The sequence below is a fragment of the Ancylobacter oerskovii genome, from assembly GCF_018390555.1.
Classification (GTDB): Bacteria; Pseudomonadota; Alphaproteobacteria; order Rhizobiales; family Xanthobacteraceae; genus Ancylobacter; species Ancylobacter oerskovii.
In genome coordinates this window covers 744,053-767,774 of the sequence record NZ_JAHBGB010000002.1, presented here as the reverse complement: position 1 = coordinate 767,774, position 23,722 = coordinate 744,053, and the positions used below count along the sequence as shown (strand labels likewise).

The window sequence follows — 23,722 nt, the reverse complement described above, 5'->3', positions numbered from 1 at the left end:
TCTCGGGACGACGGCGCTCCCGGCGGGAGCCGGGCGCGGGCCGCGGCTTCGATCATTCCTCGTCGTGTCGAGGCGCGAGCGCCGGCGCGCCTCGACGCACGCAGGTCGGTCGACGCCGGCAGCACGGCCGGACACGGAAGGAGTGAACCATGAACTCGGAACGGCGCGGCCCCGGCTTCTATGTCCTCACCGCCTTCTTCGTGCTGTTCGTGCTGTTCCTCTACGGCCCGCTGACGACGATCTTCATCCTGTCCTTCCAGGGGCCGAATGGCGGGCTCACCTTCCCGATGAACGGCACCTCGCTGCACTGGTTCAGGAACCTGCTGTTCGAGCAGCAGGCGGTGGGCGATTTCGGCGGCGCCTTCTCCCGCTCGCTCGTCCTCGGGCTGATGACCATGGCGGCGACCGTGGTGGTGTCGCTACTGGCCGGCCTCGCCTTCCGCCGGCGCTTCCTCGGCGCCGGGCCGCTGTTCTACCTCACCATCGCCAGCCTGATCGTGCCCTCCATCCTGGTCTCGCTCGGCATCGGCCTCGCCTTCAACGTGACCGGGCTGGAGACCGCCTGGTATTCCTCCGGCTTCGGGGCGCATCTCACCTGGACGCTGCCCTTCGGGCTGCTGATCATGTTCGCGGTGTTCAACCGCTTCAACCCGGCCTACGAGGAAGCGGCGCGCGACCTCGGCGCCACGCCGTGGCAGAGCTTCGCGCATGTGGTGCTGCCGATCATCCTGCCGAGCCTGGTCGGCGTCGGCCTGTTCGGCTTCACGCTGTCCTATGACGAGTTCGCCCGCTCGCTGATGACCGCCGGCACCTTCAACACCCTGCCGCTGGAGATCTACGGCATGACCACCAACGTCACCACGCCGGTGCTCTATGCGCTGGGCACGGTGACGACGCTGTTCTCGATGGCGATCATCGTGCTGGCGCTCGTCGCCATCGCGGTGATGAGGCGCCGCCGGGCGCGCCGGGTGGCGGGCTGACCCCCGGCGCCGCCCGATTTTCGCCGAATCGTCCTGCCGTTGCGGAAATATTCGGCCTCACAGAGGCTTGCGCAGAAAGTGCTTGCCGGGGGGCGCAAGGAACCGGATAGTTCGTGGCGGGTTGATGTCCAGAATAAGTCGTGCGGCTGGAACCCACCGGGCCGAAGCGGCGTGGACGTTATGGGAGAAACGCCATGAACATCTGCACCACGGACCGCACCATCTGCGATCTGCTCAGGGAAGTGGCCAAGGACGACCGCAAGCACGCGCTAATCATCAAGCTGCGCAGCGGCGACACCGTCACCGCCTATGGGCCGATCGAGGTGGCGGATCGCTTCATGCTGTGCCGTCTGCACGACAACAACTACCAGGGCAACCAGCTGATCGCGCTCGATACCATCGAGTTCATCCGCTGACCCTTCGCCGCTGAGGCGAATCAGCTTCCCACCACCAGGCGCGCGGCGGCGAGATCCTCCAGCGCCGCACCCACCGATTTGAACAGCGTCACCTCTTCCGCCGTCCGCCGGCCGGGATGGCGGTCGCGGGCGAGGTCGTGCAGGTCCGCCCGGAGGGCGTCGGCCGACCAGCGTCCCGCCTTGAGCGGCTGCAGCAGGTCGCCCGCCTCGGCGAGCGCGCCGGCGCGGGTGTCGACGAACACCTCGGCGCGGGCGACCAGGGCGTCGTCGCTTTCGCGCATCGCCGGGTTGAAGGCGCCGACCAGGTCGACATGGGTGCCGGGGCGGATGTCGGCGCCCTTCACCAGCGGCTCGGTCGAGGTGGTGGCGCAACTGACGATGTCCGCCTCGGCGAGGGCGGCGGGCAGGGCGTCCACCGCCGTGGCCTCGATACCGCTGGCCGCGATGGCGGTGGCGAGCGCGTCGGCCTTCTCCGCGCGGCGCCCCCACACCAGCACCTTCTCGATCGGCCGGACGGCGCGGTGTGCGGCGGCGAGCTGCGCCGCGACATGGCCGGTGCCGACGATCAGCAGGGTGCGGCTGTCCGGCCGCGCGAGGAAGGAGGCGGCGAGCGCCGAGGCGGCGGCGGTGCGGCGATTGGTGATCGCGTCGCCCTCCATCACCGCCTGCGGCTGGCCGGTGACGCCGTCGAACAGCACATAGAGCGAGGCGACGGCGCCGAGCCCGTGCGCCGCATTGTTGGGGAACACGGTGACGAGCTTGGTGCCGATCGCCTCGCCACGCTTCCAGGCCGGCATGGTGAGCAGATGGCCGGGGGCCTCGCCGGTGCCGACGTCGAAGGCGCCGCGAACCGGCAGGGCTTCGTCATGGGTGGCGAAGGCCTCGCGCAGCGCCGCGATGAGGCGGGGATAGTCGAGGGCGGCCTCGATTTCCTCGGCGGCGTAGAAGCGCATCGGCGGGTCTCCTGAAGGTGCGGCAGAATCCGGGGGAAGCTAGTGCATGTTCCGCGCCGGCGGAATGCGGCTTTCGCCGCGCCCGGTACCCGGCGCGCCGGGGGCATCCGGGGGATCTGCGTCGGCGCCGATCAGACAGGCCGAGCGTCAAAGCGCCTGCCGTCGGGCGGCGGGCGGGGCGGCGAGCTGCTCGAAGGCATCCTCCACCAGGCTGACATGGTGCAGCATGGCGGCATGGGCGCTCGCGGCATCGCCGGCAAGCACCGCCCGCATCACCGCCCCATGCTCGGAATGTGAGAGCGCCAGCCGGCCGGGGGCGCGAAACTGGGCGCGGCGAAACGGCGCCAGCCGCCGCCGCAGCGTCGCCGCCATATCCGCCAGCACCGGATTGTGCGAGCCGGCATAGAACAGGGTGTGGAAGCCGATATTCGCGGCGGCATAGGCCTCGACATCGTCGCGCACCACCATGTCCGCCATGCTGTCGTGCAGGGCGCCGAGCCGCCGCCGCTCGATCGGCGTCATGCTGAGCGCGGAGAGGCGCGCGCAGGTGGCCTCCAACTCGCCCATGGCGACGAAAAGGGTCTCCAGCTGCTCGGAGGTGATCTCGGCGACGATGGCGCCGCGGCGCGGGCGCAGCTCGATCAGCCCGGTGGTGGCGAGCTTGCGCAGCGCCTCGCGGACCGGGGTGCGCGAGGTGCCGTAGCGCGCCGCCAGCATGTGCTCGTCGAGGCGCGTGCCGGGTTCCAGCGACCCGTCGATGATCGCGTCGGCGATCTCGCCGGCCAGCTTCTCGGTGCGCGTCTGCCGTTCATCGACCATGCCGGAATGCGCCTGCTCGAAGGGTTGCCCGCCTATCTCCCGATGTCATCGCATGAATCGCCCTGGGCATACAGCACAGAATTTCAGCGTCCATGACGGCAATTTAAGCACGCAAGATTTCAAAATTGCATGCACAATATTTGTCGAACCCAGCATTCCCCCGCTTGTTCCCATCGCCACGCCGCCCGGCCTCATTCCTGGAGCTTCGCCTGATGAATCGTCGCGAATTCCTGAAGTCCGCCTCCGCCCTTTCCTCGCTCGCCGCCACCGGCGTGGCGGCACCGGCGGTGTGGTCGTCGGCGCGCGCCCAGTCGGCGCGGGCGGAGACGCTGCTTCTGGTGAGCGAATCCGGCCCGAACAATCTCGACATTCACGGGGTGGGCACCAATCGTCCCGGCTATGAGGTGGCGTGGAACTGCTACGACCGGCTGATGAGCTACGGCACCAAGACGCTGGCGGACGGCTCGGTGAGCTACGACCAGAACAAGCTGGTGCCCGAGCTTGCCGAGAGCTGGGACGTCTCCGCCAATTCCGCCACCTTCAAGCTGCGCCGGAACGCCACCTTCCACGACGGTTCGCCGGTGACCGCGCAGGACGTGAAGTGGTCGTTCGACCGCGCGGTGTCGGTGGGCGGCTTCCCGACCTTCCAGATGAAGGCCGGCTCGCTGGAGAAGCCGGAGCAGTTCGTGGTGGTCGACGACCACACCTTCCGCGTCGACTTCATCCGCCCCGACCGGCTGACCATGCCGGATCTCGCGGTGATCGTGCCCTCGGTGTTCAACTCGAAGCTGGTGCAGTCCAAGGCCACCGAGCAGGACAAGTGGGGCATGGAATACACCAAGCAGAACACCGCCGGCGGCGGTGCCTACAAGGTGGTGAAGTGGACCTCCGGCACCGAGGTGATCTTCGAGCGCAACGATACATGGGCCTGCGGCCCGACGCCCTCGATCAAGCGGGTGGTGTGGCGCATGGTGCCGTCCGCCGGAAACCGCAGGGCGCTGATCGAGCGCGGCGATGCCGACATCTCCTTCGACCTGCCGGCAAAGGACTTCGTCGAGCTCGACAAGGCCGGCAAGGTGAAGGTGGTGTCCAACCCGGTCAGCAACGGCGTCCAGTATATCGGCATGAACGTCACCAAGCCGCCCTTCGACAAGCTGGAGGTGCGCCAGGCGGTGGCCTATGCCATTCCCTACCAGAAGATCATGGACGCGGTGCTGTTCGGCCTCGGCAAGCCGCTGTTCGGCGCGGCGTCCAACAAGGTGAGCCAGCCGGTGTGGCCGCAGGCGCATGGCTACAATACCGACCTTGCCAAGGCCAAGGAATTGCTCGCCAAGGCCGGCTACCCGGAGGGGTTCGAGACCACGCTGTCCTTCGATCTCGGCGCGGCCGTGGTGAACGAGCCGCTGTGCACGCTGGTGCAGGAGAGCCTCGGCCAGATCGGTATCAAGGTGACGCTGAACAAGGTCCCGGGCGCCAACTGGCGCGGCGAGATCACCAAGAAGGAGATGCCGCTGATCTCCAACTTCTTCTCCGGCTGGCTCGACTACCCGGAATATTTCTTCTTCTGGGGCTATCACGGCCAGAACGCGGTGTTCAACACCATGGGCTACAAGAATTCGGAGATGGACAGGCTGGTCGACGGCGCCCGCGCCGCCGCCGCGGCCGGCGACTGGCCGGTCTACGACAAGGATGTCACCGGCTTCATCGACCTCGCCTTCGCCGAAATGCCGCGGGTGCCGGTGTTCCAGCCCTATCTCAGCGTCGCCATGCAGAAATCGATTGCCGGCTATCAATACTGGTTCCACCGGCAGCTGGACTACCGCACGCTCAGGAAGGCGTGAGGAGGCAGGGATTGGTCTCCTTGACGCTCTCCTCATGTATCGATGCGCTGCGGGTCGAGACAGCAGCGTGACGGCGGCTCCCTATCTTTTCCTCTCCCCGGTGGGGAGAGGTGGCCCGCGTTAGCGGGTCGGTGAGGGGGGACGACATTGGGAAGCCAGGAAGACCCCTCACCCCACCCCTCTCAGTCACCGCCGGATGCATCCGATGGCGACTACTCCGAGTGCCGAACTCGGCAACAACCGAGTTCGGTGCGGCGAGAGGGAGCCGGTCGCGCCGGCACCCCACTGCCGCACGCCGTGGAAGGCGTAGCGGGAGCAACATGTGGATGGCCGTCATGCCCGGCCTTGGGCCGGGCATCCACGACTTCGGCGGCGGCAAGACGTGGATGGCCGGGTCAAGCCCGGCCATGACGACGGGACGGAGCGTACCGGACATCTCATCGACCATTGGATGGAGGCCACCGTGTTCAAGCAGATCGTCCGCCGGCTCGGCACCGCCGTCCCGAGCCTGATCGGCGTTGTCATCGTCACCTTCCTGCTGACGCGGGTGCTGCCCGGCGACACCGCCGCCTATTTCGCCGGCCCGGCGGCGACCCCGCAGGCCATTGCCGAGATCAAGGCCCAGCTCGGCCTCGACCGGCCGCTGCCGGTGCAGTTCCTTGCCTATGTGAAGGACCTCGCCACCGGCAATCTCGGCATGTCGCTCACCACCGGCCAGCCGGTGTTCGAGGATATCCGCGCCCGGCTGCCGGCTTCGGCCGAGCTGACGCTGCTCGGCCTCATCCTCTCGGTGGCGGTGTCGGTGCCGCTCGGCATCCTCGCCGCCGTGCGGCAGGGCTCGTGGATCGACCATCTGTGCCGGGTGATCGCCACCGCCGGCGTGTCGCTGCCGGTGTTCTTCACCGGGCTGCTGCTGGTCTATGTGTTCTACTACAAGCTCGGCTGGGCGCCGGCGCCGATGGGCCGGCTCGACTTCTTCTACACCGCGCCCGACACCGTCACCGGCTTCTACCTGATCGACAGCCTGCTCGCCGGCGATCTCGAGGTGTTCCGCGCCGCCTGGTCGCAGATCTGGCTGCCGGCGGTGACGCTCGCCATCTTCTCGCTGGCGCCGATCGCCCGCATGACCCGCGCCTCCATGCTCTCGGTGCTGGCCTCGGATTTCGTGCGCACCGCGCGGGCGAGCGGGCTGAAGCCCTCCAAGGTCGTGATGGGCTACGCCTTCCGCAACGCGCTGCTGCCGGTGATCACCACGCTCGGCATGGTGTTCTCCTTCCTGCTCGGCGCCAATGTGCTGGTGGAGAAGGTGTTCGCCTGGCCGGGCATCGGCTCCTACGCCATCGAGGCGCTGATCACCTCCGACTACGCGCCGGTGCAGGGCTTCGTGCTCGCCATGGCCATTCTCTACGTGCTGCTCAACCTCGCGATCGACATCCTCTACGGCCTCGTCGATCCGCGCGTGCGCATCGAAGCCTGAGGAGGGCGCCATGACCCTTGCCGCCACCGACGCCGCGCCCAAGGACAGCCTGTTCTCCCATGCCCGGCACATCGTCGCCGAGAACCCGGTCACCGGCCTCGCCTTCGGCCTGTTCGCGCTGTTCGCGCTTGCCGCGCTGATCGGCCCCTATGTGGTGCCGCACGACCCGCTGGCGAGCAACACCTCGGCGGCGCTGCAGCCGCCCTCCGCCACCTACTGGTTCGGTACCGACCAGCTCGGGCGCGACATCTTCTCGCGCGTGGTGGTGGCGGCGCGGCTCGACATGATCATCGCGGTGGCCTCGGTGGCGCTGGTGTTCGTAGGCGGCGGCTTCGCCGGCATCGCGTCGGGCTATTGCGGCGGCTGGACCGACCGCATCGTCGGCCGCGTCTCCGACACCATCATGGCCTTTCCGCTGTTCGTGCTGGCGATGGGCATCGTGGCGGCGCTGGGCAACACGGTGACCAACATCGTCATCGCCACCGCCATCATCAATTTCCCGCTCTATGTCCGCGTCGCCCGCGCCGAGGCGAATATCCGCCGCGAGGCCGGCTTCGTGCAGGCGGCGCGGCTCGCCGGCAATTCGGAGATGCGTATTCTCCTCGGCCACATCGCGCCGAACATATTGCCGATCATGATGGTGCAGGTGTCGCTCACCATGGGCTACGCCATCCTCAACGCGGCCGGCCTCTCCTTCATCGGGCTGGGCGTGCGCCCGCCCACCCCGGAATGGGGGATCATGGTGGCGGAGGGCGCCTCCTTCATCATCTCCGGCGAATGGTGGATCGCCTTCTTTCCCGGCGTGACGCTGATGCTGGCGGTGTTCTGCTTCAACCTGCTCGGCGACGGCCTGCGCGACCTCGTCGATCCGCAGCGGCGCACCTGAGGAGAGCTCCCATGAACATGCATGCCGGAGCCAATCACATGCAGCCGCCCTTGCTGGAGGTGCGCGACCTCACCGTCGAATTCGCCACAAGGCGCGGCACGGTGCGGGCGGTGGAGAAGATCGACCTGACGCTGGCCAAGGGCGAGACGCTCGGCATCGTCGGCGAATCCGGCTCGGGAAAATCGGTCACGTCCTTTGCGGTGATGCGCATTCTCGACCGCGCCGGCCGAATCGCCGAGGGCACGATCACCCTGGGCGGCGTCGACATCGGCACGGCCCCGGAGGGTGCGGTGCGCGCCCTGCGCGGGCGGGAGATGTCGATGATCTTCCAGAACCCGCGCGCGGCGCTCAATCCGATCCGCAAGGTGGGCAAGCAGATCGAGGACGTGCTGATCGAGCATGTGCAGGCGCAGCCTTCCGATGCGAGGGAGAAGGCCATCGAGGTGCTGAAGGCGGTGCGCATCGCCCGGCCGGAGGAGCGCTACCACGCCTATCCGTTCGAACTGTCCGGCGGCATGTGCCAGCGCATCGTCATCGCGCTGGCGCTGGCCTGCCGGCCGCAATTGCTGATCGCCGACGAGCCGACCACCGGCCTCGACGTCACCACGCAGAAGGCGGTGATGGACCTCGTGGTCGAGCTCACCCGCGCGCGCAACATGTCCACCATCCTCATCACCCACGATCTCGGGCTCGCGAGCGCCTATTGCGACCGGGTGATGGTGATGGAGAAGGGCAGGGTGGTGGAAACCGCGACCGCCGCCGAGATCTTCCGCGCCCCGCAGCATCCCTATACGCGCAAGCTGATGCGGGCGACGCCGCGCAGGGGCGTCACCCTGCGCGACCTGCTGCCGGTGGACGCCGCGCCCGCCGCTGCCGCGCCGACCGCGCCGGTGGAAGGTGCCGGCACGCCGCTGCTGGTCGTCGAGAACCTGGTGAAGGAATATCCGCGCCAGGCGCCCGCAACCGGGCTCGCCGGCGCGTTCGGCATCAAGGGGGCGGCGGCCGATCCGTTCCGCGCGGTGGACGGCATCAGCTTCTCGGTGGCGCGCGGGGAGAGCCTCGGCCTCGTCGGCGAGAGCGGCTGCGGCAAGTCCACCACCTCGATGATGCTGATGCGGCTGCTCGATCCCACTTCCGGGCGCATCGTGTTCAAGGGCGAGGAGTTGTCGGCCATTCCGGCCAGGCGCTTCGCCGGCTCGAAATGGCGCTCGCGCATCCAGCTGGTGTTCCAGGACCCGACCGACAGCCTCAACCCGCGCTACACCGCCGCCCGCGCCATCGCCGACCCGCTGCTGCGGATGGGTTCCGGCCTGTCCGGCAAGGCGCTCAGGGCGAAGGTGGAGGAACTGGCCGGCCTCGTCGGCCTGCCGGTGAACCTGCTCGACCGCTTCCCGCACCAGCTTTCCGGCGGGCAGAAGGCGCGGGTGGGCATCGCCCGCGCCATCGCACCGGACCCGGATCTCGTCATTCTCGACGAGCCGACGGCGGCGCTCGACGTCTCCGTGCAGGCGGTGGTGCTGAACCTGCTGCAGGACCTCAAGCAGCGGCTGGGCATGAGCTACATCTTCGTCAGCCACGACCTCGAGGTGGTGCGCCTGCTCTGCGACCGGGTGATGGTGATGCGCGCCGGGCGCATCGTCGAGGCGGGCGCCACCGAGACGGTGATGACCGCGCCCAAGGCGGACTATACGCGCGAATTGCTGGCGTCGATTCCGCATCCGCCGATCTGAGCGCGGTAGCGCTCGCGGCGGATTGAGCTCACCTGCCAAAGCCGCGATGATGCCGCGGGCCCCGTCGCGGGGGCGGCGGAGATTCGGTCTGCATGTTCACGGCTCTGCTGCGCCATCCGGTGAAGCTCATCATCGGCGTCATCGTGGCGCTGTTCGTGCTGTACGAGATCAGCGTCCGCTTCTTTGCCTATACCGCCGATGCCTATGTGATGAGCGACATACTGGTGGTCTCCTCGGAGATCGCGGGGCCGGTCTCGCGGCTGGCGGTGCAGAACAACCAGTCGGTCGCCGCCGGGCAATTGCTGTTCGAGATCGAGAAGACGCCCTATCGGCTCAAGGTGGAGCAGACGCAGGCGGCGCTGCAGCAGGCGCAGGCCGACCTGGAGCTCGCCCGCGACGAGGTGAATTCGGCCAAGGCCGGCGTCACCTCGGCCCAGGCGGTGCTGACCAATGCGCAGGCCCAGCTCGGCCGGGTGAAATCGCTGTCCACCGAGGGCTTCTCGCCCGAGGCGTCGCTCGACGTCGCCACCCGCGACGTCGCCACCGCCACCGCCAATGTGCAGACCGCCCAGGCGGCGCTCGACGTGTCGAACCGCCGGGTGGTGGTGGCGGGCGCTACCATCGCCTCGGCCAAGGCCGATCTGGACAAGGCGCAGTACGATTTCTCCAAGACCACGATGAGGGCGCCGGAGGCCGGCCGCATCGCGCCCTTCACCATCCGGCTGGGCGACTATCTCAGCCCCGGCACCGAGGTGCTGGCGATCGTGACCGACCGCCGCCGGCGGATCGTGGCGAACATGCCCGAGCGGCACCTCGCCCGCATCCGTCCGGGCCAGCGCGTGTGGCTGACGCTCGGCTCGGACCCCTGGGTGATCCATTATGGGCGGGTGAGCGGCGTTGCCGCCGGGGTGTCGCGCTCGCCGAGCAATCCGCAGGTGGTGCCCTATGTCGAGCCGACGACCGACTGGGTGCGGCTGCCGCAGCGCTTCCCCATCGAGATCACCCTCGACGACTGGCCGGCCGGGCTCGGCCTGTTCAACGGCGCCGATGCGCGCACGCTGATCTGGTTCTAGGCGATGGACGACGTCACCCGCCAGGCCCTCGCCACCGCCTCGGGTGTCCTCGCCGCGGTCTATATCTCGCTCGCCATGGGGCTCGCCGATCCCTACTGGGCGGCGCTCTCGGTGATGATCATCGCCAATGTCGACCGCGACCAGCTGTTCACCAAGGGGGTGCTGCGCATCACCGGCACCATCGTGGGGGTGTCGCTCGGCTATCTGGCCGGGCAGTGGCTGGAGGGACTGCCGGTCCAGCAGATGGCGTTCGCGTCGCTGGCGGCCGGCATCAGCACCTATGGGCGCCAGCGCAGCACCTATGGCTATGCCTGGTTCTATGGCGGGATCACCTTCGCGCTGGTGGTGCTCTACACCATGCAGCAGCCGCAGGACCTCTATTCCCTCGCCTGGAACCGCTGCTACGAGATCGGCATCGGCGTCACCTGCGGCACGCTGGCGAACTGGGCGCTGGGCCCGCGCGCCGGCGAGCTCGGCCATCTCGTGGCCACCCCCACCACCGCCACGCATGAGGGGGCGCTGAAGCAATCGCTCATCGCCGCGCTCGGGACATCGGTGCTGGTGGTGGCCTGGTCGCTTTTCGCGCTGCCGCAGCTGCCGCAGGTGCTGATCTCCTGCCTCGTGCTCATCGACGCCGACCCGGTGGCCTCCCGCCATCGCGGCTTCCAGCGCATCGTCGGCTGCATCATCGGCGGCACCGCCGGGCTCGTGGTGATCGGCCTCGACGCCACCGAGGAATGGTGGTGGGCGACGGCGCTGTTCCTCGGCGTGTTCTTCTTCGCCCGCGTCCATCTCGCCAAGTCGGCGCAGACCTATATCGGTACCCAGTCGGCCATCGCCTATCTGGTCACGCTGGTGTCGACCGGCCCGCCGGTCACGCTCGATCCGCCGGTGGAGCGGCTGGTCGGCATCGTCATCGGCGTCAGCATCATGACGACGCTGGTCTGGGCGCTGAACGCCCGGCAGATCGCCGCCGAGGAAGCGAGCAAGGGCTGAGCTCAGGGCCGGCGCGCCGGGGCAATCTCGTCGAGAAGGCTCGCGAGGTCGTCGCCGCGCCGCACCAGCCGCCAGCGCTCCGGCATGCCGGCCGGCACCACCACCGCCGCGCCCTTCGGGCAGACGCCGAGGCAATCCACCTCTACCACGGCGACATGGGCACCCTTCCGGCGCGGCTTCCTGGCCGGCTTGCCGCCCTCGCGCCGGGCCACCGCGTCGCGCAGCGCCGGGGCGAGGCGGTCGTCGCCCTCCTCGCCGAAGCCCTTCTTGAGCTTCTTCGCGCATTTGCGGCAGACCAGCACCACGTCGGTCCAGTCGGAGGCGATGGGCTTCATCGGTTTCATGGCGCCGGTCTGCCACGCGGCGGATCGGAAGTGAAGCGCCGTCCGTCAGTGCGTCACGCCGAGGAACTGCTTGAGCTCCGGCGTCTTCGGGGCGGCGAACACCTCCTCCGGCGGCCCGATCTCGTGCACCCGGCCCTGATGCATGAACACGACGCGCGAGCACACGTCGCGGGCGAAGCGCATCTCGTGCGTCACCATCATCAGCGTCATGCCCTCGCTCGCGAGCTCCTTCACCACCGCCAGCACCTCGTTGACCAGCTCCGGGTCGAGCGCCGAGGTGATCTCGTCGCAGAGCAGGGCGATGGGCTGCATGGCGAGCGCGCGGGCGATGGCGACGCGCTGCTGCTGGCCGCCGGAGAGCTGGTCCGGGTAGGCGTCGAACTTGTGGCCGAGGCCCACGCGCTCCAGCATCTTCTTGGCCATCACCTCGGCCTCGGCCTTCGGCGTCTTCTTCACCACCATCTGCGACAGCATGACGTTGCGGCCGGCGGTGAGATGCGGGAACAGGTTGAAGCCCTGGAAGATCATCCCGACCTTGAGGCGCAGCGCCTTGAGGTGCAGCTCGTCCGGCAGCAACTGCGCGCCGGCGACGGAGATGGAGCCCTCGTCGATGGTCTCCAGCCCGTTGATGCAGCGCAGCAACGTCGACTTGCCGGAACCGGACTTGCCGATGATGGCGATGACCTCGCCCGGCTCGACGTCGATATTGATGCCCTTGAGCACTTCGTTGTCGCCGAAGCGCTTCTTCACCTCAGTGATTTCGATGAGCGACATTGAGCTTCCTCTCGAGGATCTGGGAGGACTTGGACAGTGGCCAGCACAGGCAGAAGTAGATCAGCGCCACGAAGCCGTAGACGGTGAAGGGCTCGAAGGTGGCGTTGGTCACCATGGTCCCGGCCTTGGAGAGCTCCACGAAGCCGATGATCGAGGTGAGCGCCGTGCCCTTCACCACCTGGACGGAGAAGCCGACCGTGGGCGGCACGGCGATGCGCAGCGCCTGCGGCAGGATCACCCAGCGCATCTGCTGCAGATAGCCCATGCCGAGCGAGGAGGATGCCTCCCACTGGCCCTTGGCGATGGATTCGACGCAGCCGCGCCAGATCTCGGCGAGAAACGCGGCGGTCCACAGGATCAGCGCCACCCCGGCGGCGAGCCAGGCCGGCACGTCGATGCCGAACAGGCCGAGGCCGAAAAAGGCGAGGAACAGCTGCATCAGCAGCGGTGTGCCCTGGAACAGCTCGATATAGGTCCTGGCGAAGGCCGGCCCGAGCCGCCCCTTGCCGATGCGCGCGAACAGGAGTGCGCCGCCGACGAGGCCGCCGCCGACGAAGGAGACGATGGAGAGCAGGACGGTCCAGCGCGCCGACAGGAGGAGGTTGCGCAGGATGTCCCAGGTGGTGAAGTCGCTCATCGCCGTTCCCTCACCGTGCCGCGCGCTTGGGAAAGATGGTCCAGCCGATGCCGCGCAGCAGCTGGCGCAGCGCGATGGCCAGCGCCAGATAGATCAGCGTCGCGGCGACATAGGTCTCGAAGGCGCGGAAGGTGCGCGACTGGATGAAGTTCGCCGCGAAGGTGAGATCCTCCGCCGCGATCTGCGACACCGCCGCCGAGCCGAGCATCACGATGACGATCTGCGACGACAGCGCCGGCCAGATGCGCTGCAGCGCCGGCACCAGCACCACATGCCGGAAGGTCTCGATCCGGCTCATGCCGAGGCTGGCGCCGGCCTCGAACTGGCCGCGCGGCGTCGCCTGGATTCCGGCGCGGATGATCTCGCAGCCATAGGCGCCGAGATTGATCACCATGGCGAGGTTGGCGGCCGGTAATTCGCCCATGCGCAGCCCGAGCGCCGGCAGGCCGAAGAAGATGAAGAACAGCTGGATCAGGAACGGCGTGTTGCGGATCATCTCCACATAGGCGGCGACGATGGGCTTGAGCCAGCCGGGACCGAGCGCCCGCGCCCAGGCGCAGGCGATGCCGAGGCCGATCCCCAGCACGCCGCCGACCAGCGTGAGCTCGACGGTGATGCCGATGCCCTTGAGCAGCACCGGCCAGTAATCGGCCAGCCAGCCGAAATCGAACGCGTAGTTCATGGCACTGAACTCCCGCTGGTGGGGTGATGGGAAGCTGGAAGGCCTCTCCGGGGAAGAGGCCAGCCCGTGGGAACGCGTGTCAGGCGACGGGGCCACCGGGATGCTCCCTCTCCCCGTCGGGGAGAGGGGTGGGGTGAGGGGGCTCGGCGCTTCCCAGTGTCGTCCCCCCTCACCGACCCGCTGCGCGGGCCACCTCTCCCCAACGGGGAGAGGGCAGGAAAGAGATCCGGTGCTGATGGCGTCCGTTTACCCTCATCCCGACGTGCTGGCTGTCAGGAGATACCTACGGCGGAAGTACCGCGCAGGACATCGCCCTGCCGGGCCCGGCAGCCTCACAGATCCGCCGGCAGCTTGGCGCCCAGCCACTTCTGCGAGATGGCGTCGAGCGCGCCGTCCTTCTTCGCGTCGGCGATGATGGCGTCGACCTTGGCCAGCAGCGCCGGCTCGTTCTTGTTGAGGCCGATGAAGCAGGGGGAGTTCTTGATCAGGAACTTGATTTCCGGCTTCTTCGGCGGGTTGCGCGCGAGGATGGCGGCGGCGACCACGTTGCCGGTGGCGATGAGGTCGACCTGGCCGGACAGGAAGGCGGAGATGGTGCCGTTATTGTCCTCGTAGCGCTTGATGGTGGTATCGGCGGGAGCGATCTTGGTCAGCTCCAGATCCTCCACCGCGCCGCGGGTGACGCCGACAGTCTTGCCGGAGAGGTCCTTGGCCTCCTTCACCGCCGCATCGGCGGGACCGAACACGCCGTTGAAGAACGGCGCATAGGCGGTGGAGAAGTCGATCACCTTCTCGCGCTCGGCGTTCTTGCCCAGCGAGGAGATGACGAGGTCGACCTTGCTGGTCTGGAGATAGGGAATGCGGTTGGCGCTGGTCACCGGCACCAGCTCCAGCTTCACGCCGAGCTTGTCGGCGATCAGCCTGGCGACGTCGACGTCATACCCCTTGGGCGCCATGTCGGCGCCGACGCTGCCGAAGGGCGGGAAGTCCTGCGGCACGGCGATGCGGATGACCTTGCCCGCCTCGATGGTGGCCAGCGCGTCGGCATGCGCCGGCGGGATCAGGGCGGGCAGCGCCTGTGCGGCGACCACGGCGCCGGCGAGAAGGGCGAGAAGCGTGCGGCGGTTCATGGATCAGTCCTCTGTCTTCGATGGATGGTGAGGCGCATGCGGCACCGCGACCCCATGGGCGTGCGGCATGGAAGGAGCCACGTCGTTGAAGGTCGACGGGGTCAGCAATTCGCGCAGCGAGGCGAGCGGATCGGGCTTGGCGGAGAGGTCGAGCCCCGCCTCCACCTTGCCGATGTGCTCCTCCATCAGCCGGGCGGCGGCGGCGAGGTCGCCGGCCTCCATCGCCGCGACGATGTCCTCGTGGTCGTGGCTGGATTCCGCCGCCTTCTCGGTCGGCTGGTAGAGCATGGAGATCAGCGTGGTGCGGGCGGTGAGGTCGCGGATGATCTCGGTGAGCATCCGGTTGCCCAGCGCATCGGCGAGGTGGATGTGGAAGTCGCCGAGCAGGCACGCGCGCGACGACACGTCTCCCGTCTCGATGGCCTGCCGCTCGATGGCGACATGTTCCTTGAGGCTCGCCAGCACCGGCGGCGGCACTTCGCGCACGGTCTGCAACAGCCCGGTCTCGATGACGCGACGGGTCTGGAACGCCTCGCGCGCCTCGTCGGCGGAGGGCTCGACCACGAACCAGCCGCGCCGCGCGCTCACCTGCACGATGCCGCGCGTCTCCAGCCGCATCATCGCCTCGCGCACGCGGGTGCGGGAGACGCCGAACAGGTCGGCGAGCTTCTGCTCCCCGAGCCGGGTTCCCGGCGGGATGCGGCCGGCGAGGATGGCCGAGAGGATGGCTTCCTCGATATTGGCGGTGGACGGGTTCATCACGCTGGGCTCGCAGCCTTGTATACAAGGCTGTCAAGCAAGCGTTGTGCCAAAGTCGGAAGGGGCGGACGCTGCTCTCAGTGGCCGCGGTCGTCAGGCGGTCTTAAGGCGGGAGCAACTCGCTTACGGGGGATACGTCGGCGACATCGGCTCTATCGCGGCTACTTGCCGCCGGGAGCGGATGAAGGAGGCGCCGGCCCCCTCCGCCGGGTCCATGCCTATCGCGGCATCAGCAGTCGGTTTCTGCCGTTTTTCTGCTCATGCCGCTGCCCGGCTATGCCCGAGCCGGCGGGCAATGGCCTCGACGAGCTCTTCCGCCGCCTCGGCGATTACCGTGCCGGGCGGATAGATCGCCTCGGCACCGGCGGCGCGCACCGCGTCATGGTCCTGCGGCGGCACCACGCCGCCGACCACGATCATGATGTCGGGCCGTCCCTCGGCGTCCAGCGCCGCCTTCACCTGCGGCACCAGCGTGAGATGGCCCGCCGCCAGCGACGAGATGCCGATGACGTGGACGTCGTTCTCCACCGCCTGGCGCGCCGCTTCCTGCGGGGTGGCGAAGAGCGGGCCGATATCGACGTCGAAGCCGAGATCGGCGAAAGCGGAGGCGATCACCTTCTGGCCGCGGTCGTGCCCGTCCTGCCCGACCTTGGCGACCAGGATGCGTGGGCGCCGGCCCTCTTCGGCCTCGAAGGCCTCGACCCGTTGGCGCACCCGCGCCACCTTGTCGCCCATCTGCCCGGCCTCCCGCCGATAGATGCCCGACACGGCGCGGATCTCCGCGCGGTGCCGGCCGAACACGCTCTCCAGCGTATCGGAGATTTCGCCTACCGTCGCCCGCGCCCGCGCGGCGTCGATGGCGAGCGCCAGCAGGTTGCCGCCGCCGGCGGCGCCCTCGCGCAGGGCGTCGAGCGCCGTCTCCAGCATCTGCGGGTCGCGCTCGGCCTTCAGGCGCCTCAGCTTTTCCAGCTGCGCCGCCCTTACGGCGGAGTTGTCGACCTTCAGCACGTCGATCGGCGTCTCGCGGTCGGGGCGGTACTTGTTGACGCCGACCACGGTCTGCGCGCCGGCATCGATATGCGCCTGCGTGGTTGCCGCCGCCTCCTCGATGCGCAGCTTGGGGATGCCGGCCTCGATGGCCTTCGCCATGCCGCCCAGCGCCTCGACTTCGGCGATATGCGCGCTCGCCTTTGCGGCGAGATCGGCGGTGAGCCTTTCCACGAAGAACGAGCCGCCCCACGGGTCGATGGCCCGGGTGGTGCCGCTCTCCTGTTGCAGCAGAATCTGGGTGTTGCGGGCGATGCGGGCGGAGAAGTCGGTGGGCAGCGCCAGCGCCTCGTCGAGCGCGTTGGTGTGCAGTGATTGGGTGTGCCCCTGCGTCGCCGCCATCGCCTCGACCATGGTGCGCATGACGTTGTTGAACACGTCCTGCGCGGTGAGGCTCCAGCCGGAGGTCTGCGAATGGGTGCGCAGCGGCAGCGACTTCGGGTTCTGCGCCCCGAGATCGGCCATCAGCTTCGCCCAGATCAGCCGGGCGGCGCGCAGCTTGGCGACCTCCATGAAGAAGTTCATGCCGATCGCCCAGAAGAAGCTGAGCCGCGGCGCGAAGCTGTCGATCGGCAGCCCCGCCGCGATGCCGGCACGGGCATAGTCGAGGCCGTCGGCCAGCGTATAGGCGAGCTCGAGGTCGGCCGTCGCCCCGGCCTCCTGCATGTGGTAGCCGGAGATCGAGATCGAGTTGAAGCGCGGCATCGCCGATGACGTGAAGGCGAAGATGTCGGAGATGATCCGCATCGAGGGCGCGGGCGGGTAGATATAGGTATTGCGGACCATGAACTCCTTGAGGATGTCGTTCTGGATGGTCCCCGAGAGCCGCGCCGGGGGCACCCCCTGCTCCTCGGCGGCGACGACATAGAGCGCCAGCACCGGCAACACCGCGCCGTTCATGGTCATCGACACACTCATCTCGCCGAGCGGAATGCCGGCGAACAGCGTGCGCATGTCGAGGATGGAATCGATGGCCACCCCGGCCATGCCGACATCGCCGGCGACGCGCGGGTGGTCGCTGTCATAGCCGCGATGGGTGGCGAGATCGAACGCGACCGACAGCCCCTTCTGGCCGGCGGCGAGGTTGCGCCGGTAGAAGGCGTTGGAATCCTCGGCGGTGGAGAAGCCGGCATATTGCCGGATCGTCCAGGGCTGGGTGGCGTACATGGTGGGATACGGCCCGCGCAGGAACGGCGCGAGGCCGGGATAGCTGTCGACGAAGGGCAGGCCGGCGAGGTCGGCCGGGCCGTAGGCGCCCTTCACCGCAATGCCTTCCGGGGTCGGCCACGGGGCCGCCGTCGCCGGCACGGCGGGCCGGCGCGGGGCGCGCCAGCCGAGGCCGGCGAAATCCGGGATACGGCTCATCGAGAGGCCTCCAGACCGCAGGAAAGGAAAGCACGGCGGGCGGTCATGGTTCCGCTCCCGGCTTCAGCCCGAGCGCGCCATGGGCGGCGCGCAGCATCTCCAGCGCATCGCCGCCGGCAAAGACGAAGCCGTCCACCCCGGCCGCGCGCAGTCCGTCCTCCCGCTCGGGCAGCCGGCCGGCGACATAGACCCGCAGCGCCCCCGCCGCCTTCAGCGCGCCGGCGACGGCAGCGGCGCGGTCGCCATAGAGCGCATCGGAGGAGCACAGGCAGGCGAGCCGGGCGCCGGAGGCGCGGAAGGTGGTGGCCAATGCCGTGTCGTCGTCGGCGCCGTCATGAGGCAGGGCGGCGAGGCCGCCGGCTTCGAACAGGTGGCGGGCGAAGCCGGCCCGGGCGGTGAAGTCGGCCGGCGTGCCGAGCGTGGCGAGGAAGATCGCCGGGCGCGGTTCGGCCCGCTCGGCGGCGGCGCGCAAGGCCTCGAAGGGCTCGGCGAGGCGGTGGGCAACGAGGGGCTCCACCAGCAGCGCGCCTTCCGCCGGCGGGGCGGCGTCGAGCCGGGGGAGCGGCGCCAGCACGGCCGGCACCGCGGTGCCGAGCAGCGGGAATTCCGAGGTGCCGGTGATCGGCGCCTTGCGGGTGGCGACGTCCGTCGCCCGCGCCGCCCGCGCCTGGGCGATCCGCCGCTGCCAGCTGCCGGATTGCAGGGCCTCGACGAGGCCGCCTTCGCCTTCCACCGCGCGGAACAGGTCCCAGGCCGCGGCGGCGAGCTGTTCGGTCCGCTCCTCGATGGCGCCGGCGCCGGCGCCGGGATCGGCGACGCGGTGCAGGTTGGATTCCTCGATCAGGATCAACTGGGTGTTGCGGGCGAGCCGCCGGGCGAAGCCGTCCGGCAGGCCCAGCGCCTGCGTGAAGGGCAGCACCGTCACGCTGTCGGCGCCGCCCACCCCGGCGGCGAAGGCGGCGAGGGTGCCGCGCAGCAGATTGGTGTGCGGGTCGAGCCGGGTGAGACTGCGCCAGGCGGTCTCCATATGTACCGCCAGCGGCGGCGGGCTCTCGATGCCGCAAGCCGCCAGCGCCGCCGCCCAGAGGAGCCGCAACGCCCGCGGCTTGGCGAGGGTGAGGAACTGGTCGACATCGGCGGTCAGCGTCGCCTCGATCAGCGGCGCGGCCTCCTTGATAGCGAGGCCGGAAGCCTCCAGCGCCCGCAGATAGGCGACGGCGGTCGCCAGCACGGCGGCAAGCTCCTGCGCGTCGGTGGCGCCGGCGGCGTGGTGGAGGCGCCCGTCCGCCCGCACCATCGGCGCGGCAAAGCCGCGCGAGCGCAGGGCGGCGACGGTCTGGCCGAGCCGGGCGCCGAGCGCGTCCCACTCGATCGGCGCGGTGCCGAGTGCCGCGAGGTCGCCGATGGGATCGAGCCCGAAGCGGATGTCGAGCCGCGCCGGGTCGTGCGGCTCCAGCAACGCCGCCAGCGCCAGCGCGATGTCACGGCCCTGGAAGCGCCCGGCCTCGACGCGCAGCGTGACGAGATCGGCCATCACCCCGTCGAGCGCCGCCGCGATGGCCTCGCGCGTCACCGGCAGCCCGAAGCCGCGGGCCGAGGGCGCGCCGGCGAACATCAGGGCGAGCCCGTCGGCGCCGTTCGCCAGATCCTCGAGCGCCTGCGCATTGGCGGCGGCCGGGTCGGTGTGGTCGATGCGGGTCAGCACCTTCCAGGCCGTCCCCGCCGGCCGCGCCGCGACGGGCCCGGCGTGCGACCGGCGCGGCGGCAGCGCGTCGAGCGCCAGCCCGTCGAGCGTGTGCGCCACCATGCGCCGCTCATAGGGCGCGCCCTTCAGCACGCCCTCGACCAGCGCCAGCCAATCCTCGCGGCTGGCGGCAGGGAAGCTGCCGAGGTCGAGATCGAGGGTCATGGACGTGGCTCCATGCAATCCGACTCTTTCTTTCCCTCTCCCCGTTGGGGAGAGGTGGCCCGCGCCGCGGGTCGGTGAGGGGCGACGACATTGCGGAGCGAAGAAGACCCCTCTCCCCAATGGGGAGAGGGAGAAACCGTTGTCATTGGCCAACTCCCCTCCCGACGAGTCAGGTTCTCACGCGAATTCGAGGATCACGGCGTCCACCGCGAGGCTGTCGCCGGCCTTGGCGAGCACCTTCTTCACCGTGGCGTCGCGCTCGGCGCGCAGCACGTTCTCCATCTTCATCGCCTCGACCACGGCGAGGGCTTCGCCGGCCTTCACCTCCTGCCCCTCGGCGACGGCGATGGAAACGACGAGGCCCGGCATCGGGCACAGCAGCTGCTTGCCCGATCCGGCGGCCACCTTCTCCGGCATCAGCGCCGCGAGCTCGGCCTCGCGCTCGGTATAGACCACCGCCTCCACCGAGACGCCGCGATAACCGAGCGTCACGCCGTTGAGCCGCGGGCGCACCTGCACGCTGATCCGCTCGTCGTCGAAGACGCCCTGCCACACCGGCTCGCCCGGCTTCCAGCCGGAACGCAGCTCATGGGTGCCGGCCGGCCGGCCATGTTCGTCGAGGAAGGTGACGATATAGCCACCGGCGGCGCGGTCCACCTCGCAGGGAAGCGACACCTCGCCGAGCCGCACCACCCGCCGGTGCTGGAACATCACCGTGCGCCCCGGCAATTGGTGCGTGATGGAGCGCTTGCGGGCATTGCCGATATTGTCGATCACCGCCGCCACCGCGGCGAGGGTGCGGGCGAGCGCCGGCGTGAGCGCGGCGCCGGTGAAGCCGCCCTTGTATTCCTCGGCGATGAAGCCGGTGGAGAGCCGCCCCTCGCGCCAGCGCGGATGGTCCATCAGCGCGGAGAGGAAGGGGATGTTGTGCTGGATGCCGTCGAGCACGAAGGCGTCGAGCGCGTCCGCCTGCGCCGCGATGGCCTCCGCCCGCGTCGGCGCATGGGTGATCAGCTTGGCGATCATCGGGTCGTAATAGAGCGAGATCTCGCCGCCCTCATAGACGCCGGTGTCGTTGCGCACCGTGACGCCCTCGCGCACCCCTTCCGCCGGCGGGCGGTAGCGGGTGAGCCGGCCGATGGAGGGCAGGAAGTTGCGGTAGGGGTCCTCGGCATAGACGCGGCTCTCCACCGCCCAGCCCTTCAGCGTCACGTCCTTCTGCGCGATGGCGAGCTTTTCGCCGGCGGCGACCCGGATCATCTGCTCGACGAGGTCGATGCCGGTGACGAGCTCGGTGACCGGATGCTCCACCTGCAGGCGGGTGTTCATCTCCAGGAAGTAGAAGCTCTTGTCCTGCCCGGCGACGAATTCCACCGTGCCGGCGCTGTCGTAGTTCACCGCCTTGGCGAGCGCGACCGCCTGCTCGCCCATCTTCCGGCGCGTCGCCTCGTCGAGCAGCGGCGAGGGGGCCTCCTCGATGACCTTCTGGTTGCGGCGCTGGATCGAGCATTCGCGCTCGCCGAGATAGACGACGTTGCCGTGCTTGTCGCCGAGCACCTGGATCTCGATGTGGCGGGGATCGACGATGAACTTCTCGACGAACACCCTATCGTCGCCGAAGGAGGACTTCGCCTCCGAGCGGGCGCGGTCGAAGCCGTCCTGCACCTCGTCGCGGGAATGGGCGATGCGCATGCCCTTGCCGCCGCCGCCGGCCGAGGCCTTGATCATCACCGGATAGCCGATCTCGTCGGCGATCCTCGCGGCCTGCTCGGCGTCCTCGATCACCCCGAGATAGCCGGGCACGGTCGAGACCTTCGCGGCAGCGGCCGCCTTCTTGGATTCGATCTTGTCGCCCATCGCCTCGATGGCTCCCGGATTGGGGCCGATGAAGACGATGCCCTCGGCGGCGAGCGCCTGCGGGAAGGCGGCGCGCTCGGAGAGGAAGCCGTAGCCGGGATGCACCGCCTCGGCGCCGGTCTGCTTGCACGCGTCGATGATCCTGTCGATCAGCAGGTAGGACTGCGCGGCCGGCGCGGCGCCGATAGGCACGGCTTCATCCGCCATGGCGACGTGCAGCGCGTCCTTGTCGGCGTCGGAATAGACCGCGACGGTCTTTATGCCCATGCGGCGGGCGGTCTTGATGACGCGGCAGGCGATCTCGCCACGGTTCGCGATGAGGATTTTCTTGAACATGCGACGGATCCTCGGATGCCCGGCTTCAACTGGAGGCGACGTCATGGCCGGGCTTGGCCCGGCCATCCACATCTTGGACTGGACGCGCGTTGCGGTGGAAGTCGTGGATGCCCGGGCCGAGCCCGGGCATGACGGTGCCCTGTTGTGTCACAGCGGCAGATTGTCGTGCTTCTTGGCCGGCGCCTCGACATGCTTGGAACGTAGCATGGCGAGCGCCCGCGCGATGCGCTTGCGCGTGGAGCGCGGGGTGATCACCTCGTCGATATAGCCGCGCTCGGCCGCCACGAAGGGCGAGAGGAAGCGCTGCTCATATTCCTTGGTGCGGGCGGCGATCTTCGAGGGATCGTCGATATCGGCGCGGAAGATGATCTCCACCGCCCCCTTGGCGCCCATCACCGCGATCTGCGCCGTCGGCCAGGCATAGTTGACGTCGCCGCCGACATGCTTGGACGCCATCACGTCATAGGCGCCGCCGAACGCCTTGCGGGTGATCACCGTCACCAGCGGCACGGTGGCCTGCGAATAGGCGAACAGCAGCTTGGCCCCGTGCTTGATCAGCCCGCCATATTCCTGTGCCGTGCCGGGCAGGAATCCCGGCACGTCGACGAAGGTGACGATCGGGATCTCGAAGGCGTCGCAGAAGCGCACGAAGCGCGCCGCCTTGCGCGAGGCGTCGCTGTCGAGCACGCCGGCCAGCACCATCGGCTGGTTGGCGACGATGCCGACCGTGCGCCCCTCCACCCGGCCGAAGCCGGTGACGATGTTGGCGGCAAAGGCGGGCTGGATCTCGAAGAAATCGCCCTCGTCCACCACCTTGGCGATCAGTTCCTTGACGTCGTAGGGCTTGTTCGGATTGTCCGGCACCAGCGTGTCGAGCGAGGGATCGAGCCGCTCGCCATCGTCGAAGCTTGGCCATTGCGGCACGCCGGAGCGGTTGTTGGCCGGCAGGAAGTCGATCAGCCGGCGCATCTGCAACAGGCACTCGACGTCGTTGTCGAAGGCGCCGTCGGCCACCGAGGATTTCGTCGTGTGCACCTTGGCGCCGCCGAGTTCTTCCGCCGTGACGGTCTCGTTGGTCACCGTCTTCACCACGTCCGGGCCGGTGACGAACATGTAGGAGGTGTCGCGCACCATGAAGATGAAGTCGGTCATCGCCGGCGAGTAGACGTCGCCGCCGGCGCAGGGTCCCATGATCACCGAGATCTGCGGGATGACGCCCGAGGCGGTGACGTTGCGCTTGAACACCTCGCCATAGCCGCCGAGCGCGGCGACGCCTTCCTGGATGCGGGCGCCGCCGGCATCGAACAGGCCGATGATCGGCGAGCGGGTCTTCAGCGCCATGTCCTGGATCTTGGTGATCTTGGCGGCATGGCTTTCCGACAGCGAGCCGCCGAACACGGTGAAGTCCTTGGCGAAGACGAAGACCTGCCGGCCGTTCACCGTGCCCCAGCCGGTGACGACGCCGTCGCCGGGGATCTTGGTCGCTTCCATGCCGAAATCGGTGCAGCGATGCTCGACGAAGGTGTCGAACTCCTCGAAGGAGCCGGTGTCGAGCAGAAGTTCGATGCGTTCGCGGGCCGTGAGCTTGCCGCGCTTGTGCTGGGCGGCGATGCGCTTCTCGCCGCCGCCGAGACGCGCCTCGGCGCGACGGTGGTCGAGTTCGTCGAGAATATGCTTCATGGCCCGCACCTTTCGGGGCGCGCATGTGGCG

20 protein-coding genes are annotated in these 23,722 nt (G+C 68.9%); 8 read left to right on the top strand and 12 right to left on the bottom strand.

All coding sequences use genetic code 11. From position 1 onward, the window contains the following. Window positions 1–149 precede the first annotated feature (149 nt). A complete protein-coding gene (locus KHC19_RS03810; RefSeq protein WP_213350687.1) occupies window positions 150–980 on the top strand; it encodes an ABC transporter permease in 831 nt (276 codons plus the stop codon). A gap of 194 nt (window positions 981–1,174) precedes the next feature. Then, window positions 1,175–1,396, top strand: a complete 222-nt coding sequence (locus KHC19_RS03805) for a hypothetical protein (RefSeq protein WP_213350685.1) — start codon at window positions 1,175–1,177, stop codon at window positions 1,394–1,396. A 20-nt stretch (window positions 1,397–1,416) separates the two neighbouring features. Here KHC19_RS03805 and lhpI read toward each other — a convergent pair whose 3' ends face one another. Both lhpI and KHC19_RS03795 read right to left on the bottom strand, forming a co-directional pair. Further along, on the bottom strand, window positions 1,417–2,349 hold the full coding sequence (gene lhpI, locus KHC19_RS03800) for a bifunctional Delta(1)-pyrroline-2-carboxylate/Delta(1)-piperideine-2-carboxylate reductase (RefSeq protein ID WP_213350684.1): 933 nt from the start codon (window positions 2,347–2,349) through the stop codon (window positions 1,417–1,419). A gap of 147 nt (window positions 2,350–2,496) precedes the next feature. Continuing rightward, window positions 2,497–3,168, bottom strand: coding sequence for a GntR family transcriptional regulator (locus KHC19_RS03795; protein ID WP_213350682.1), 672 nt, complete (start codon window positions 3,166–3,168; stop codon window positions 2,497–2,499). A 212-nt stretch (window positions 3,169–3,380) separates the two neighbouring features. On the opposite strand from KHC19_RS03795, the gene KHC19_RS03790 reads away from it, so the two are divergent. From KHC19_RS03790 to KHC19_RS03765, 6 genes are all read left to right on the top strand, one after another. Then, complete coding sequence (locus KHC19_RS03790) at window positions 3,381–5,009, top strand: ABC transporter substrate-binding protein (RefSeq protein ID WP_213350681.1); 1,629 nt, start codon at window positions 3,381–3,383, stop codon at window positions 5,007–5,009. Between the two features lie 451 nt (window positions 5,010–5,460). After that, entirely contained in the window at window positions 5,461–6,486 is a 1,026-nt protein-coding gene (locus tag KHC19_RS03785) for an ABC transporter permease (RefSeq protein WP_246548230.1), read from the top strand. Between the two features lie 10 nt (window positions 6,487–6,496). Then, the gene (locus tag KHC19_RS03780; RefSeq protein WP_213350680.1) at window positions 6,497–7,372 is read left to right on the top strand and encodes an ABC transporter permease; all 876 of its coding nucleotides are present in this window, start codon (window positions 6,497–6,499) and stop codon (window positions 7,370–7,372) included. 11 nt (window positions 7,373–7,383) lie between these two features. Continuing rightward, window positions 7,384–9,102: a dipeptide ABC transporter ATP-binding protein gene (locus KHC19_RS03775; protein ID WP_246548135.1), complete on the top strand. Its 1,719-nt coding sequence runs from the start codon at window positions 7,384–7,386 to the stop codon at window positions 9,100–9,102. Between the two features lie 92 nt (window positions 9,103–9,194). Then, the gene (locus KHC19_RS03770) at window positions 9,195–10,175 is read left to right on the top strand and encodes an HlyD family secretion protein (RefSeq protein WP_213350679.1); all 981 of its coding nucleotides are present in this window, start codon (window positions 9,195–9,197) and stop codon (window positions 10,173–10,175) included. Window positions 10,176–10,178: 3 nt separating this feature from the next. After that, entirely contained in the window at window positions 10,179–11,171 is a 993-nt protein-coding gene (locus KHC19_RS03765; RefSeq protein ID WP_213350677.1) for an FUSC family protein, read from the top strand. A gap of 2 nt (window positions 11,172–11,173) precedes the next feature. Here the strand turns inward: KHC19_RS03765 and KHC19_RS03760 are convergent, their stop codons facing one another. The 10 genes from KHC19_RS03760 to KHC19_RS03715 all read right to left on the bottom strand — a co-directional run bounded on the left by KHC19_RS03760 (window position 11,174) and on the right by KHC19_RS03715 (window position 23,691). Next, a complete protein-coding gene (locus KHC19_RS03760) occupies window positions 11,174–11,515 on the bottom strand; it encodes a (2Fe-2S) ferredoxin domain-containing protein (protein ID WP_246548134.1) in 342 nt (113 codons plus the stop codon). Between the two features lie 45 nt (window positions 11,516–11,560). Continuing rightward, complete coding sequence (locus KHC19_RS03755) at window positions 11,561–12,289, bottom strand: amino acid ABC transporter ATP-binding protein (RefSeq protein ID WP_213350675.1); 729 nt, start codon at window positions 12,287–12,289, stop codon at window positions 11,561–11,563. Then, window positions 12,267–12,926: an amino acid ABC transporter permease gene (locus KHC19_RS03750; RefSeq protein ID WP_213350673.1), complete on the bottom strand. Its 660-nt coding sequence runs from the start codon at window positions 12,924–12,926 to the stop codon at window positions 12,267–12,269. The genes KHC19_RS03755 and KHC19_RS03750 overlap by 23 nt, the downstream gene beginning before the upstream one ends. A gap of 10 nt (window positions 12,927–12,936) precedes the next feature. Beyond that, window positions 12,937–13,608, bottom strand: coding sequence for an amino acid ABC transporter permease (locus KHC19_RS03745; RefSeq protein WP_213350671.1), 672 nt, complete (start codon window positions 13,606–13,608; stop codon window positions 12,937–12,939). A gap of 332 nt (window positions 13,609–13,940) precedes the next feature. Then, the gene (locus tag KHC19_RS03740; protein WP_213350670.1) at window positions 13,941–14,738 is read right to left on the bottom strand and encodes a transporter substrate-binding domain-containing protein; all 798 of its coding nucleotides are present in this window, start codon (window positions 14,736–14,738) and stop codon (window positions 13,941–13,943) included. 3 nt (window positions 14,739–14,741) lie between these two features. Further along, window positions 14,742–15,497, bottom strand: coding sequence for a GntR family transcriptional regulator (locus tag KHC19_RS03735; RefSeq protein WP_213350668.1), 756 nt, complete (start codon window positions 15,495–15,497; stop codon window positions 14,742–14,744). A 258-nt stretch (window positions 15,498–15,755) separates the two neighbouring features. Beyond that, on the bottom strand, window positions 15,756–17,909 hold the full coding sequence (scpA, locus tag KHC19_RS03730; RefSeq protein WP_213350666.1) for a methylmalonyl-CoA mutase: 2,154 nt from the start codon (window positions 17,907–17,909) through the stop codon (window positions 15,756–15,758). A 43-nt stretch (window positions 17,910–17,952) separates the two neighbouring features. After that, on the bottom strand, window positions 17,953–19,818 hold the full coding sequence (locus KHC19_RS03725; RefSeq protein ID WP_213350664.1) for a methylmalonyl-CoA mutase family protein: 1,866 nt from the start codon (window positions 19,816–19,818) through the stop codon (window positions 17,953–17,955). Window positions 19,819–19,995: 177 nt separating this feature from the next. After that, entirely contained in the window at window positions 19,996–22,011 is a 2,016-nt protein-coding gene (locus KHC19_RS03720; protein WP_213350663.1) for an acetyl-CoA carboxylase biotin carboxylase subunit, read from the bottom strand. Between the two features lie 147 nt (window positions 22,012–22,158). Continuing rightward, entirely contained in the window at window positions 22,159–23,691 is a 1,533-nt protein-coding gene (locus KHC19_RS03715) for an acyl-CoA carboxylase subunit beta (RefSeq protein WP_213350662.1), read from the bottom strand. Window positions 23,692–23,722 lie beyond the last annotated feature (31 nt).